Below are 13392 nucleotides of genomic sequence, written 5' to 3' on the forward strand. Positions count from 1 at the left end.
TTACATTCAACCCTACGTTGAACAACGGGAAATTCTGGGTTGGTGCTGGAGATATGGCTTTCGAGCTATCCTGGTCCAGATGCAGTAAAGGAAGTATATGGATATACAATAGACAAGAAAGCATTCATTCCTTGCGTATTCCAACTGGAATTACTGAAATTGAACAAATTAATAATGCCGAATGTAACTCGTTTTACAATGAAGATAGTTCCACTTCGTTGAATGAAGGGGAATTGGCTGTATTGCAAAATAAAAATGGATATTATTTAGCAGTAAAAATTGAACGAGTTCTCTATCGTGGTAGACATGCTGATGATAGAGATGAATTAATTTTTAGCTACGTAATTGCACCTGCCAAAAGTATATCGTTTAGTAGGCACGTATAAACTTCATTCATCGACGATAACCCCTAACTTCAGAGGAGTGCGGGGTTATGCCTTTGGAATGGGGAGGGCGCTACCGTTTAAGGCTGGCTCTGAACTCTTCAGGGTTAGCCAGCACGGGATTAATGGCCCTCAATTGCTCCTGAACCCTGGCCTGTGCGCGTCGTTTAGGCATCTTTTTGCTCCGATCACGCTTACCCTCGCGTTCGAGTTCATCCATTTTGCTTTGCGCCAGCTTCAGAACAGCCCCAAGACGTTTGTTATCAACGACTTGTCCCTGGTCGACACATTCCAGTTTGTCGAATACCTGGTAATTGAGTGATCGGTAGCCATATTTAAACGCCAGTGTGCCATCCGGGTAATCGTAAACTGTGATTTTTTCGCCCGCAATTCTGGTATTTTCTTCTGTAGGTTCAACGAGATATATCATCTTATCGTAACGGAAAGTCAGCGTTTTCGAGAGCTTACGTGATTCCTGCCAGGCAAATATATCATCCAGATCTTGAGCGCTTTCAGACACCGGTCGGTGCAGATCTTTAGGGTATTTTGCTGGCCTGGCAAAACGACGATTGAAGTCAGTAATGAATGTATCCAGCCAGGTATTGGCATCCTCGATGCTGCTGATGCCTTCAAGCCGCATTTCCTTGATAAGCCGATCCTGAAGAGTCTGGTTTGCACGCTCAACGCGACCTTTAGCTTGCGGGCTGTTGGCACATATCAGCTCAATTCCAAGCTCAGCCAGAACCCGACCGAATTGAGTCGTGCCAGTCGTGGTCGTCCCACCGTTGTTGACTCTGAAAATGCCATGTTTATCACTATAAAACGCCAGTGGTTTACCGTGTTGTCTGAGGTACTCGCGAGTGGCCATCATGTAATCGAAAGCAGACTCAGTCTCACCAAAACGAAGGTGCATCAGGCGGCCAGTAGCATCATCAATAAAAACGAGAAGGCAGCATTTGGGGGCGCGTCCTTCAAACCAGTCATGCGGGGAACCATCGATCTGAACAAGTTCTCCGAAGTAGTCACGCCGGTATCTGGGTTGATGAACACGTGGCCTGCGACGCGAGTATGGGACCCAGAGTCCATCAGCCGTCATCCATTTTCTGAGCGTTTCAACAGACACCGTGATGTTATGGCGTTCGCGCAATTTTTCTGCGGCAAGCGTTGGTCCAAAGTCGCTGTAGTTATCGTGAAGTAAAGAAAGTACACGCAGCTTCAGTGACTCAGGAAGTCTGTGATTACCGGGGCGTCCTCGTCGAAGGTTTGCCAGACCTGCAGCACCAGATTCACGAAAGCGGTTCATCAAACGCTGAGTCTGACACATCACTGGTGCGCATAATGTATATTATGTTAAATCATGTAATGCGCACAAAGTCATAGAGTTAAATCCCCATCAATCTTTCGTTTGCTGGCATTTGGACATTGGTTGACACCACTACTAACTCATCGCTTCTGCTTCTACTCTTGGATACGCAATAATTAAATACGTTGTGATTTCTGACTACCCTATCGATGGGAAGAAATAAAAGCCACCTTCTATGTAGGCGGCTTTTAACTTTGTCAGGCGATCAATCAGCTGGCGCTGGTAAACACGCAGCATCACTTCACGAAGGTAAAATCTCGATCGTGGCCGCTCTGGCACGTGTCCCAGTCATTGCGGTAACATAGCTACTGCTGAGGTACTTTTTCTGGTAAGCCTGATCAATTTTACTTTCAAGCTCAGGGTCTGATGGTTTTGCGAACAGCACGACGAACTCCTGTCCGATAGCCAGTATCTTACCTGCCTGCTGAGACAATGCTGCCTGATACCATTTTGAACTGGTACCACTATAGGCTCGGACGAAAAGTCGGTTATCCACCTTCACTTCCCAAATCCATGTCGGCGTACCGGTCGTATTCATATCGGGGTGGTACGGAGCGATTTTCAAGTCGTCGGCCGCATCTATTTTTGCTAATAATTCAGGATTCCAGAACATAAACCTCTCCTATTTCATATGCGTTTTTTTTCTTTTGCAGCATTAACTCGATAATATTAAGAAATTTAATTTTGCATCAGAAAGTAGAGTAGCTGTCATCAGTCTGCTCCAGAGTACCTATGACTTACTTATTAAGATTTTTGTTGAAAAATGCAGTGATGTTATCGAACGGGATCTTGTCCATACGATCGTATAAATCGACATGAGTGGCATCATTTACAATGAGAAGCTCTTTTGGCTGATTTGCCGCTTCATAAGCCGTTTTGGAGAAATAACGCGAATGTGCTTTTTCGCCATGAATGAACAGGATCGGGCGCGGAGAAATTTCCTTAATATAGGTCATTAGCGGGAAATTCATGAAGGCCATCGGCGTTGTCACGGACCATGAATTGCCAGAGTTGACGGCCCGTGAATGATAGCCGCGTTTGGTCATGTAGTAATCCGCATAGTCCACGAGGAACTGTGCTTCACCGCCCTTCAGTTTATTATAGGCTGGCTGGTATGCAGGTTTGCCGTTTGCCGCATCTTCCCAGCGCTGAAGACTCATCTTCTCCAGCGCCTGCTCACGTTGCTCCAGTGTTACGCTGTCATTGTAGCCTTTCGACATCACGCGACTCATATCATACATGGTGCTGGCAACGACCGCTTTAACGCGTTTATCCATGGCAACAGCGTTCAGGGCAATCCCTCCCATGCCGCAGATACCGATGACACCGATACGTTCACGGTCTACATAAGGTTGCAGTCCAATAAAATCGACTGCGGCCATAAAGTCTTCGGTATTGATATCGGGTGACGCAATATTGCGGGGTTCGCCACTGCTTTCACCGGTATAAGAAGGATCAAATGCCAGCGTCACGAATCCGCGCTCTGCTAAGGTCTGAGCATAGAGACCTGAGGCCTGCTCTTTTACTGCGCCAAAAGGTCCGGAAATAACAAGCGAAGAAAGCTTCTTGTTCCCGCGATCTTTAGGAAGATACATATCTGCGGCCAGCGTAATGCCGTAACGGTTTTTAAAAGTAACTTTTTGATGATCCACTTTTTCGCTTCTTGGGAAAGTTTTATCCCATGTATGAACCAGACGCACTGAAGAATCTGCTGTGCCTGGTGCAGGCTGGGCGCCAGCAGTTTCTGTTGAAATCAGAGCCATTGCTCCGGCAAGGAGTGCGCCATTAAAAAAGCGCGCTGAAGATTTTGGCGACATGATATTAAAACCTTTCATTGTAATTTCAGTGTTGTTATTTTGAGTATCTTTAATGAAAGATGTTATTAAAATACTCTGCATTATTTGCCTGATCCTCTGAACCTGATTTCAAAGCGTATATTTCAATTTTCATAGCTGCTAAGTTGATTACGCCAAAAGACGTAAAAATGTGAGGTATTACAGAATGATTTCTGACAAGTCGGTTGAAAAATTACTTTGTGAGCTTTCGAACGATATTGCTCAGCGTACACCCGGCACCGGTGATTTTCCTACAGCCGTAGAAGGACTCGAATTGTTCCGCCGAAACGAACCCGCTCCTCCGGTGAGCTGTCTGGTCCCTCCCAGTATCGTTCTGGTGGCCGATGGCGCGAAGATCATGTGGGTTGGTGGTGAACCTTATGAATATAGTGCGGAAAAATTCCTGATCACTTCTCTTGATCTGCCAGCCAGTTCGGAAGTATTACAGGCTTCGACATTCCGGCCCTGCGTCGGCGTAGCCTACAAACTTGACCAGCGCGTGCTGATGGAATTAATCGCACAAGGAAGCCTGCCGCCGGTCAAAAAACGAGATGCGGGAACGGGTGTCGGTATAGGAACTATTACTCATGTTTTGCTGGAGCCTTTCTGCCGTCTGCTTTCTTTGCTTGACGAGCCTGAAGCCATTCCTGTTCTCGGGCCGCTGATTCACAGAGAGATACATTACCGGCTTTTGATGAGCGATCAGTCTGATCATCTCAGACAGATCGCAGCAGTAGACGGCCATGGCTACCGTATCGGTAAAGCTATCGACTGGTTAAAGACGAATATAGCATCACCTTTACGTGTCGAGGAGCTGGCAGCTCGAGTGCAAATGAGCACGCCCTCTTTCCACCAACACTTCAGGCAGCTTGCGGGAATGAGCCCGCTTCGGTATCAGAAATGGCTGCGCCTCAATGAAGCCAGGCGACTAATGCTGAATGAACATTACGATGTTACCACATCAGCCTATGCTGTCGGTTATGAAAGCCTGTCCCATTTCAGCCGGGAATATTCGAGAATGTTCGGGGAGTCACCTAAAAGGGATATAACTGTTCTGAGAAAATCTGTCGGTAAAAATGATATTAAATGAGCTGTGCTTTTTCCCGCACTACTTAAATTTTGTAGAACAACGTATTTGCTGCTATCGGAGACTGAACGAAGCCGAAATACTCATAGAATGCCCGAGCTTTGCCATCAATAGCATGTACCATGATGGCTTTGATGCCCACTTGATCGGCTATTCAGCTAAATTGGTAACGGATTGCTATACGAAAAAGAGTTCTTCCATCGTGATTAGCCTGAAGTGTCAGGTCTGTCCGCCCTCTTCTTTTTACAGTTTCAGCGAATGTTCCTTGGAAGATCAGTGTCGATTTGGGCCATTGCTGGTCGTTCCGCTTTCTTGTAATCTGTCTCGTTGCACGACTGACAAAATCTGGAAATACCGAACTGGACTTCATATGAATGCTCATACTTCAAAAGACCCTTTACATGGCGTAACGCTAGAAATGCAGGTCAATGCACTGGTCGATCGTTTTGGTTGGGCCGAGCTTGCTCAACGCATTAACATCAACTGCTTTAAAAATGAACCGAGCGTTAAATCCAGTTTAAAATTTCTGCGCCGTACGCCGTGGGCGCGTGCTGAAGTTGAAGCGCTCTATCTTGATTCGCTGCATGACGTGACCCCGTTCAACAACACTGCACCTGCTATTGATCCCTGGGCTAACAGCCGCAACAAGAAAAAATAAGAGCATAGTCTGATGCCAGCATCCGGTTTCTTTTCAGGAAAATATCAGAAAAAACTGGCGAATATCTTCGTCCGTTGCCATGCCAGATTACCGCGAACCAATCTGAAATGGTTCGCGGTACTTGTGGGCAGTATGTTGTTACTTGGCAGTTGCTCTTCACAGCCGCCCGGTCCCAAAGTCGCCCCACTACCTCCGGTGAGTAAACCGCAACAGAATAAGGAGCCGGTGCGCGGAATCTGGCTGGCGACGGTTTCCCGTCTGGACTGGCCGCCGATCTCATCAGTGAATGTCAGTTCCCCTGCCATCCGTATCAGCCTGCAGCAGAAAGCGTTGACGGATAAGCTGGATAACCTGAAACGTCTTGGCATCAACACCGTTTTTTTCCAGGTCAAACCCGATGGCTCCGCATTGTGGCAATCTAAAATCTTGCCGTGGTCAGATACGCTAACCGGCACGATTGGTCAGGAACCGGGTTACGATCCGCTACAGTTTATGCTCGATGAAGCGCATAAACGCGGCATGAAAGTTCATGCCTGGTTTAACCCTTACCGCGTGTCCGTTAATCTCAAACCATCAACGATCACCGAATTAAACAGCACGCTGTCGCAGACGCCCTCCAGCGTTTATGTCCTGCACCGGGACTGGATCCGCACCTCGGGTGAGCGTTTTGTACTGGATCCCGGTATTCCCGAAGTGCGCGACTGGATCACCAGCATCGTGGCGGAAGTGGTGGAAAATTATCCGGTCGACGGCGTGCAGTTTGATGACTACTTCTATACCGAGTCTCCCGGTTCAGCGCTTAACGACAGCCAGACCTTCAGAAAATATGGTCAGGGATTTGATTCCAAAGCTGACTGGCGGCGCGATAACACGCAACGATTGATCGCCCAGGTTTCGCGGACCATTAAGAAACTTAAGCCTGAGGTGGAATTTGGCGTCAGCCCCGCCGGTGTATGGCGCAATCGTTCTCACGATCCTGCGGGTTCCGACACCCGTGGCGCAGCAGCGTATGATGAATCTTATGCCGATACTCGTCGCTGGGTACAATTAGGCTTGCTGGACTATATCGCCCCTCAGTTGTACTGGCCTTTTGCCCGTGATGCGGCGCGATACGATGTGCTGGCGAAGTGGTGGGCAGATGTTGTGAAATCAACCAACACCCGCCTTTATATTGGAGTGGCGCTGTATAAAGTCGGCGAACCTTCACGAAAAGAGCCGGACTGGACAGTCAAAGGCGGCGTGCCAGAGCTGAAAAAGCAGCTCGATCTGAACGAGTCCGAACCACACATCAACGGCACCATCCTGTTTCGCGAAGATTATCTTAATCAGCCGCAAACGCAGGAGGCCGTAACCTATATTCGCAGCCGTTGGGGGCGTTAATGGTTATCTTTAGGTCAGTGTAGCGACGGTATCTGCATCACTTGGACAGTAACCGGCGGACATTATCATTAATTTGTTTCTGGATCGTATCCAGCGTGGTTTGCGTTATCTGCTCGGGATATTTGTCTCTGGCCATAGCGCTCAGCCCTATCGCAGAGTGGCAGATCTTTTCGATTATGGCGTTCACCTGGTCAGCAGAGAGCTCAGCTTCCTGAACGCCAAGCAACTGAAGGTGCTTTCTTTTGATATCCAGCGCCTCCCCCAGCACGTCCATTTGGTGGTACCCGCCGGGTCCTTCACACCAGGTGACGTCGTAAGCCGGAGCCAGAGTCCAGTTTCCATCGGCTGACATTAAATAAGCAAAGTTCTTCGGATGATCGTCTCGATTGTTGAATGCCACGTTGAAAACCACGCGTTCGAACGCTTTCGCCTTTTCTCTGACATCATTGGTACAGATCTGCGTGGCGCGCAGAAAATCCCGGTAATCTAAAGCGCCGGGTAACTGGTAATTTGCGCCGGTTAGAGCCGCCAGACTCTGCATTGGAATACGTACTGACTGGTCACGGTCGAAACGGCGGGTGGCAAAGGCCGCCTGCCCACCAGGCAGATCAAAATATGCCGTATCGGGCGTGCTAATCCCACATTGACGCAAGCATTCAGCATAAACCGCTTCGATGGCGCATACTTCAGCATGCTCATGCCTGGCGGGAAATTTAATCAACCAGCTTTCGCTCCCGGGTAGCGGCGCAGTAGTAAATTTTGACGTGACACTGTCACGATAAAGTAGCGCTTTTGGCCTTGCCCCTTGTGGCGAACCGCCCATCTGAAGCAATTTTTGCAAGAATTCCCCGCCGTCTCCACTCAGGACTTCCTGCACCTCAGCGGCCAGTTGTTCGAGAGGCACATCCTCTTTTGACATCTTCTCGACATCTGACTGAACGGGCTGGAAAGTCATGGCGCCCATCGCGTTGTTGCCGACCCAGGTTAAGCGCTCCAAAGGACCTATGCGCGCTGCGTTTAGTCCGCGGCGTTTAAATAATCGGTCCATCAACAGCATACCCCAGCCATCAGGTAACGAATCATAGACTGGTCCAGGCAATCCCAACTGATGAGCCGGGAAATCCCTGCGTAAACGTGGACCGTTCAGCGGTAACATCAGCCGGGACAGTTCCAGTCCCTTACGTATGGCGTCTTCACTGTATTCAAAGGCGATCAACGGGCGTCCGGTCAGGGCTGTGGAAGACACCAGTTTCCCCCACAGCCATTTCTCACCCCAACCTTCATAAAAGACATCAACTTGTTCAGGCATCAGAATTTTTCCTTTTCACCCGCTGGCGTGCCGCGCTCCTCTCATAACGCAAAATATCATCCAGACTGTCAATCCTGGGTTTGAATAAACCCTCCAGCGCATCGCCATAACCTAACACCATTGCGACTTTGACCAGATTCTCAAATCCTACGTTCTTACCTGTTTCCAGATTCGAAACGGTATTCACACCGACACCTGAACGCGCGGCAACCTCAGCCTGCGTCATTTGCCGCGCGAGTCGTTCTTTACGCAATCTGTCACAGAGTAGTTTGACGATATCAGCAGCCGTATTGAGTGTTAAATCCATAATATTGGCCCTTATTTGGATAAATGCCAGTTTACACACAATATTATAGAGTTAAAGTGAGATTGATACAAAGCAGATAACATATGTTTTGATGGATTTAACGTCATAAATCCGTCATAAGACCCATCATACTATATTTAAATCATGGACGGATGCGGTGGTTAGTCTGCCGAAATGCAGATTAAATGCCCGCGATGCAACTGGATCGCCCCCTGTCGTTTTAACCTGGCAAGCGTATCCATAATGGTGCTGCGGGAAAGCCCGGTTCGCTCCCTGATATACTGTACCGCCGGGATTCTTTTTCTGACGTCATCCGGCTCTTGCTGTAAAAGTTCAAGATGCCCCCAAACCATATCGGTTGCGGTTCGACTGGTGATCAGGCGATCGCGCTGGCTCATTACCTGAATAATATACGCTTCAACTATTGCCACAGATTCCCAGAGTCGATCGCGATTAACGATAGTCATGAAATCCGTTTTCTTCACTACGTGAGTAGTGCATGGGCTGACTGCTTCGATATCATAAAAGTTATGCCCAGTGGGAAGAAAGAACTCGGCCATTCCCAGCATCATTGGCGCCTGCTGACTGGCCAGGATGAGCCCATCAGTGCGCCGGCGAATGACTATTCTACCTTCGGTCAACAACCAGATCCCATTCTCACCCTGAGAGTCCATAATAAAAGAACCGCTACGATATAGCGACTGGGCTTCAGAAAGTGGCAGTAATGCGTTGAAAAGTTTGGTTATATTAGTCGCAAGGAGTTCTTCGCTGCTACCGGTTTGTTCAGTATTGCTGGTCATAGAAGGCTCAGTCTAATTTACTAAATAATCTTATTAATGATTATCGGTAATAGAGAAAAAATCAAACCTGAAAAGTCCATTTTTGGATTTTATTATTAACATTAGCCTTACAAGAAAGTCTGATTTTATACTTGCAATACATTAATACTTTTTGTCAAAAAAAATACAGTGATAATATCAATGAACAAAATGGTTCTTGTGGGCTTTTTCAATGTTAATTAAAAATATCTTGTGGTCGCTATTTATTACTGGGTTATGTGTGGGGGTTCATTATATTTTGACGCGATGGGTAACCAGACGCCTGCAATGTGCAACATTGAGAAAGCCGAGAGCAGGATTATTATGCTCTTTATTACTACTTGCTCATTTATTGGAATGTGGCGTTTATGCAACATTTTATTATATTCATCATTGCTTTAGTTCATTTTACGACTCGCTTTATTTTTCAATTACAAGTTTTGCCACCGTCGGTTATGGCGATTTGCTGTTACCACGATTCTGGGAGATCTCCGGTTCACTTGAAGGCATGACAGGCGCACTGCTAACTGGTTGGTCGGTCGCTTTACTGGTAGCAGTTGTGGTGCTCGAATCCGGCGAAAAACAACGTTAGAGATACCCTCTAATTAAGTTATAAATTCTGTTGGAGTTACTATGTTGCTCAATTATTTATCATTAGCAATACTCATCCTGGTGTTCTTAATTATTTTTTATGGCGTATTAATCTTGCACGACATCCCGTACGAGATCGCTAAGAAACGCAACCACCCTCACCTCGATGCCATACATGTCGCGGGTTGGGTCAGTTTATTTACATTACATGCGATTTGGCCATTTCTCTGGATTTGGGCAACATTATACAGTGATAAGCATGGCTGGCATGGAAATACCTCAGGACATAATATCGCTGAGCTAAGCGCGCGGATTGCGATACTGGAAAAAACACATGAACAAACTAATAGCGCATACAGCCCGCAGGATCCAAAGGTAAATTAATCGTGGAAATATTATTAACATTAACCTACGCCGCTATCGTTTACGTCATTTTTAAAGTATTTAAGGTTCCGTTGAATAAGTGGACATTACCCTCAGCGGTATTGGGGGGCGTGGTCATGCTTGGGGCGCTGATCCTTACCATGAATTATAATCATCCCTATACAGAAGATGCACAAAAATTGGTTGTGGGCATTCCCGTTGTTCCGCAAGTTACCGGGGTGGTTTCAGAAGTAACGGATAAAATTAACACACCATTAAAAAAAGGAGATGTCCTGTTTAAAATCGATCCTGCCCGTTATAAAGCTAAACTGGAAAAGCTTGAAGCGGACATTGTTACGGCAAAACATGACGTTCTGGCCCTTGAGGAGAAACGCAATAGCGCGCGACTGCAGCTAGAACAGGCCAGGGCTGAACGTGATAAATATTACAAAAACTATCAGCGCTACCAGAAAGGCAGTCAGGCAAAAGTGAACCCATTTACTGCCAATGATATTGATACAGCGCGCCAGGATTATCTGGCTCAGGACGCGGCGATGAACGCCGCCAATGCTGAACTGAACAGTATTCAGAAAGAACTCGACAGCACCATTCATGGACAAAACTCGCAGATCGCCAGTCTGCAAGCTCAAATTGATGAGGCTCGATTTAATTATGAGCAAACCATTGTTCGCGCCCCCAGCGACGGTTATGTCAGCCAATTACTGGTTCGTCCGGGAACCTATGCGTCGAGACTGCCTTTTAAGCCAGTTATGGTGTTTATTCCTGCGCACAAAAACCAAATTGTTGCGGCGTTTCGTCAAAACTCGATCTTACGTCTCAATGTGGGTGATGAAGCTGAGATTGTCTTCAATGGCTTGCCGGGACAAGTAGTACAAGGAAAAGTCGTCAGTGTTGCCCCCGTGATCCCGACCGGGGCTTATTATGCCCAGGGAACATTGCAATCCTTAAACGTCACACCGGGCAGCAACAAAGTGCTGGTCAGTATCGAAGTTGATAATAATCAGGCTGAACAGCAGCTCCCAGACGGTGTTGCCGCTCAGGTTGCGGTCTATTCAGCTCAGCATTTTGAAGCATTATCATTGCTACGGAAAATACTCTTGCGCATGACCAGTTGGATGCACTACCTGTACCTTGATCATTAATCGACTGTCCGGGTGCAATGGTTGCGCCCGGACCTCACTCGACGCTCAGGCGGTAGCAGGTTCTGGTAATCTGAAGGAAGAGACCAGCAACGCCAGTTGTTCCGCCTCTTCTTTCAGGGCCTGGGTACGTGCTGCGGCATCATCAATTAACGAGGCATTCTGCTGAACGGTGCTGTCCATTTCGGTAACGGCCAGCGTGACTTCGGAAACGCCTTTACGCTGTTCTTCGCCTGCAACGCGTATTTCCCCCATCAACTGACGCACCTGCCGTACGTTATTGACCAGTTCTCCCAGCCGTTCGCCTGCATTGTGAATTTGCTGACTTCCGCTACCAACATGAGATACGGACTCATCAATTAATGCTTTAATTTCCTGCGCGGCGGTGGCGCTACGCTGGGCCAGCGTACGTACTTCAGAGGCGACAACGGCGAACCCTCTGCCCGCATCGCCCGCTCTGGCGGCTTCAACGGCGGCGTTCAGGGCCAGAATATTGGTCTGGAACGCAATGCTGTCAATCACCGCGACAATTTCCACCATTCTGCCGGATGACGCGCTGACGTTATCCATTGTTGAGATCACGCCCTGCATAACATCGCCACAGCGGTTGGCCGTTTGCGCGGTGCTATCGGATAGCTCATCCGCCAGTTGCGTATTACTGGCATTTTGATGAACGGTCGCATTTAACTGTTCCATCGCCGCCGAACTCTCTTCCAGCGCAGCGGCCTGCTGCGTGACGCGAGATGAAAGTTCCATATTGCTGTCTGCCAGGCTGATGGCATTATTCGCCACCACCACGCTACTGCTTCTGACGGTGATCAGAATGGCTGAGATTTTATCGACGAACAGATTAAACGCCTCGGCGATAGCCGAAATCTCATCTTTGCCGCGCACATCCAGGCGACGGGTAAGATCGCCTTCGCCCTGCGCAATATCATCGAGCGCCTGGCGGGTATCATCGAGACGCGAAATCAGTCGGCGAACCACCAGCCAGGATCCCACCAGCAATAGCGTCATAATTGGGATCAACACTTCCAGCACGTCCTGCATCATCACTTTGGCGAGACCGACGATGCGTGATTCAGGCGTCACCAGCCCCACGACCCAGCCGGTATCCGCCATCGGGAATAGCATTACCCGGGTCGGCGTATTCAACACATTGTCGTTGGCAAGCGTAATCGTCTTCACCCCATCTGCCGGACGTAAAGATTTAAGACCGTTTTCCACCGGGATAAGCCATTGCGCGCTTTGCGCCAGATCGTTAATGGTTTTGTGTTTTGTCAGGTCTGCCTGCGGGAAATAGAGAATTTGTCCCTGTTTATCCACCACGAACGCGTAACCGCCGGTGCTGTTTCCCTGCTGTTGCATAAAGGTGGCAACGTTATCGAGACGAATATCGGTAGTGGCGACGCCGGCAAACTTACCGGCCAGTTGATAAGGAACGCTGCAGGTTACCATGTTGACCCCGGAACTGGTATCCTGGTAAACATCAGACCATAAGCAGCTGTTTTGTGAATGTCCCTTGGCATGCTGATACCAGCTTTCATTGTGGTATCCGCTTGATCCTTCGACGTTATAGTCGTTGGAGTACATCAGCTTTCCTTCATCGTTACGCGCCCAGAAAAAGCTGCGTTTTTCTACGCCTGCGGTGAAGGCGTCTGGTTCTGGCCAAATGCCGCCGCCGGTAATGATCGACTCTTTATCTTCACCTATCAAATGTGGAACAACGCTTTGATATAGCGATTCATCGTTGGGCAGCACTTCGGCCAGTCGCGACAAACCGACGGTCTCACCTTCAATTCGCGACAACACGGTACTTAACTGGCGGGTTAAACCTTGCCCCGTTTCTTCGATCAGGGCGGTATTGATTTCAACGACGCGCGGCTGCCCTCGCCAGAGCATAATTGCAACAATAACAAGTGTAGTGACTGCAAGCAGCAGAATGCCGCCAATGGTTAAACGCGTTGAAATACGAGTAGGATACCAGGCCATACAAACTCCTTCTGCAAAAGGCTAACTTTTACCCAGTATCGGCACCGGCGTTTTTATCTTTATAAAGTTTCCTTAAGTATTGCAAAATAAATAAGTGACGGCGTCACAAATAGCAAAACCCAGCACTTTGGCCGGGTTTTAATAAC

12 protein-coding genes and 3 pseudogenes are annotated in these 13392 nt (G+C 48.1%); 7 read left to right on the top strand and 8 right to left on the bottom strand.

Features of this window, described 5'->3' with window-relative positions; translation table 11 throughout:
* A pseudogene (locus KQJ18_RS15685) lies at positions 1–386 on the top strand (toll/interleukin-1 receptor domain-containing protein); the annotation flags it as partial.
* Between the two features lie 70 nt (positions 387–456).
* Here the strand turns inward: KQJ18_RS15685 and KQJ18_RS15690 are convergent.
* The 3 genes and pseudogenes from KQJ18_RS15690 to KQJ18_RS15700 all read right to left on the bottom strand — a co-directional run.
* Positions 457–1701 (bottom strand): annotated as a pseudogene (locus tag KQJ18_RS15690) (ISNCY family transposase); the annotation flags it as partial.
* Between the two features lie 286 nt (positions 1702–1987).
* Entirely contained in the window at positions 1988–2359 is a 372-nt protein-coding gene (locus KQJ18_RS15695; RefSeq protein ID WP_216422269.1) for a DUF2255 family protein, read from the bottom strand.
* 124 nt (positions 2360–2483) lie between these two features.
* Positions 2484–3581 (bottom strand): alpha/beta hydrolase, encoded by a 1098-nt coding sequence (locus tag KQJ18_RS15700; protein ID WP_216422274.1) that lies wholly within the window; start codon positions 3579–3581, stop codon positions 2484–2486.
* 166 nt (positions 3582–3747) lie between these two features.
* Here KQJ18_RS15700 and KQJ18_RS15705 point away from each other — a divergent pair, with 166 nt between their 5' ends.
* Positions 3748–4671, top strand: coding sequence for an AraC family transcriptional regulator (locus KQJ18_RS15705; protein ID WP_160956480.1), 924 nt, complete (start codon positions 3748–3750; stop codon positions 4669–4671).
* A 22-nt stretch (positions 4672–4693) separates the two neighbouring features.
* On the opposite strand, the pseudogene KQJ18_RS24680 reads toward KQJ18_RS15705, so the two are convergent.
* Positions 4694–4846, bottom strand: a pseudogene (locus KQJ18_RS24680) (GNAT family N-acetyltransferase); the annotation flags it as partial.
* 192 nt (positions 4847–5038) lie between these two features.
* On the opposite strand from KQJ18_RS24680, the gene KQJ18_RS15710 reads away from it, so the two are divergent.
* Positions 5039–5326: a VF530 family protein gene (locus KQJ18_RS15710; protein WP_079224212.1), complete on the top strand. Its 288-nt coding sequence runs from the start codon at positions 5039–5041 to the stop codon at positions 5324–5326.
* Between the two features lie 12 nt (positions 5327–5338).
* Positions 5339–6706 carry a glycoside hydrolase family 10 protein gene (locus KQJ18_RS15715; protein ID WP_216422270.1) on the top strand — a complete coding sequence of 456 codons (1368 nt, stop codon included), beginning with the start codon at positions 5339–5341 and terminating at the stop codon, positions 6704–6706.
* Between the two features lie 37 nt (positions 6707–6743).
* Here the strand turns inward: KQJ18_RS15715 and KQJ18_RS15720 are convergent, their stop codons facing one another.
* From KQJ18_RS15720 to KQJ18_RS15730, 3 genes are all read right to left on the bottom strand, one after another.
* A complete protein-coding gene (locus KQJ18_RS15720; RefSeq protein WP_216422271.1) occupies positions 6744–8015 on the bottom strand; it encodes a type II toxin-antitoxin system HipA family toxin in 1272 nt (423 codons plus the stop codon).
* Positions 8008–8322 carry a helix-turn-helix transcriptional regulator gene (locus KQJ18_RS15725; protein ID WP_038640591.1) on the bottom strand — a complete coding sequence of 105 codons (315 nt, stop codon included), beginning with the start codon at positions 8320–8322 and terminating at the stop codon, positions 8008–8010. Before KQJ18_RS15725 ends, KQJ18_RS15720 begins: the two co-directional genes overlap by 8 nt.
* A gap of 161 nt (positions 8323–8483) precedes the next feature.
* The gene (locus KQJ18_RS15730) at positions 8484–9122 is read right to left on the bottom strand and encodes a helix-turn-helix domain-containing protein (RefSeq protein WP_110498069.1); all 639 of its coding nucleotides are present in this window, start codon (positions 9120–9122) and stop codon (positions 8484–8486) included.
* A gap of 211 nt (positions 9123–9333) precedes the next feature.
* On the opposite strand from KQJ18_RS15730, the gene KQJ18_RS15735 reads away from it, so the two are divergent.
* The 3 genes from KQJ18_RS15735 to KQJ18_RS15745 are packed head-to-tail and all read left to right on the top strand — an operon-like array spanning position 9334 to position 11257.
* Positions 9334–9732 carry an ion channel gene (locus KQJ18_RS15735; RefSeq protein WP_085048211.1) on the top strand — a complete coding sequence of 133 codons (399 nt, stop codon included), beginning with the start codon at positions 9334–9336 and terminating at the stop codon, positions 9730–9732.
* A gap of 41 nt (positions 9733–9773) precedes the next feature.
* Complete coding sequence (locus tag KQJ18_RS15740; protein ID WP_042308402.1) at positions 9774–10115, top strand: DUF3302 domain-containing protein; 342 nt, start codon at positions 9774–9776, stop codon at positions 10113–10115.
* A gap of 2 nt (positions 10116–10117) precedes the next feature.
* On the top strand, positions 10118–11257 hold the full coding sequence (locus KQJ18_RS15745; protein ID WP_216422272.1) for an HlyD family secretion protein: 1140 nt from the start codon (positions 10118–10120) through the stop codon (positions 11255–11257).
* A 45-nt stretch (positions 11258–11302) separates the two neighbouring features.
* On the opposite strand, the gene KQJ18_RS15750 is transcribed toward KQJ18_RS15745, so the two are convergent.
* On the bottom strand, positions 11303–13246 hold the full coding sequence (locus KQJ18_RS15750) for a methyl-accepting chemotaxis protein (RefSeq protein WP_216422273.1): 1944 nt from the start codon (positions 13244–13246) through the stop codon (positions 11303–11305).
* Between the last annotated feature and the right edge of the window lie 146 nt (positions 13247–13392).

Source organism: Citrobacter sp. S55_ASV_140 (assembly GCF_018919505.1).
In the GTDB taxonomy this organism is placed as follows: domain Bacteria; phylum Pseudomonadota; class Gammaproteobacteria; order Enterobacterales; family Enterobacteriaceae; genus Citrobacter; species Citrobacter werkmanii.

Bases quoted from the DNA above. Each gene is read 5' to 3' on its own strand.
- KQJ18_RS15695 (WP_216422269.1), bottom strand. From the start codon at position 2,359: ATGTTCTGGAATCCTGAATTATTAGCAAAAATAGATGCGGCCGACGAC.
- KQJ18_RS15700 (WP_216422274.1), bottom strand. From the start codon at position 3,581: ATGAAAGGTTTTAATATCATGTCGCCAAAATCTTCAGCGCGCTTTTTT.
- KQJ18_RS15705 (WP_160956480.1), top strand. From the start codon at position 3,748: ATGATTTCTGACAAGTCGGTTGAAAAATTACTTTGTGAGCTTTCGAAC.
- KQJ18_RS15710 (WP_079224212.1), top strand. From the start codon at position 5,039: ATGAATGCTCATACTTCAAAAGACCCTTTACATGGCGTAACGCTAGAA.
- KQJ18_RS15715 (WP_216422270.1), top strand. From the start codon at position 5,339: ATGCCAGCATCCGGTTTCTTTTCAGGAAAATATCAGAAAAAACTGGCG.
- KQJ18_RS15720 (WP_216422271.1), bottom strand. From the start codon at position 8,015: ATGCCTGAACAAGTTGATGTCTTTTATGAAGGTTGGGGTGAGAAATGG.
- KQJ18_RS15725 (WP_038640591.1), bottom strand. From the start codon at position 8,322: ATGGATTTAACACTCAATACGGCTGCTGATATCGTCAAACTACTCTGT.
- KQJ18_RS15730 (WP_110498069.1), bottom strand. From the start codon at position 9,122: ATGACCAGCAATACTGAACAAACCGGTAGCAGCGAAGAACTCCTTGCG.
- KQJ18_RS15735 (WP_085048211.1), top strand. From the start codon at position 9,334: ATGTTAATTAAAAATATCTTGTGGTCGCTATTTATTACTGGGTTATGT.
- KQJ18_RS15740 (WP_042308402.1), top strand. From the start codon at position 9,774: ATGTTGCTCAATTATTTATCATTAGCAATACTCATCCTGGTGTTCTTA.
- KQJ18_RS15750 (WP_216422273.1), bottom strand. From the start codon at position 13,246: ATGGCCTGGTATCCTACTCGTATTTCAACGCGTTTAACCATTGGCGGC.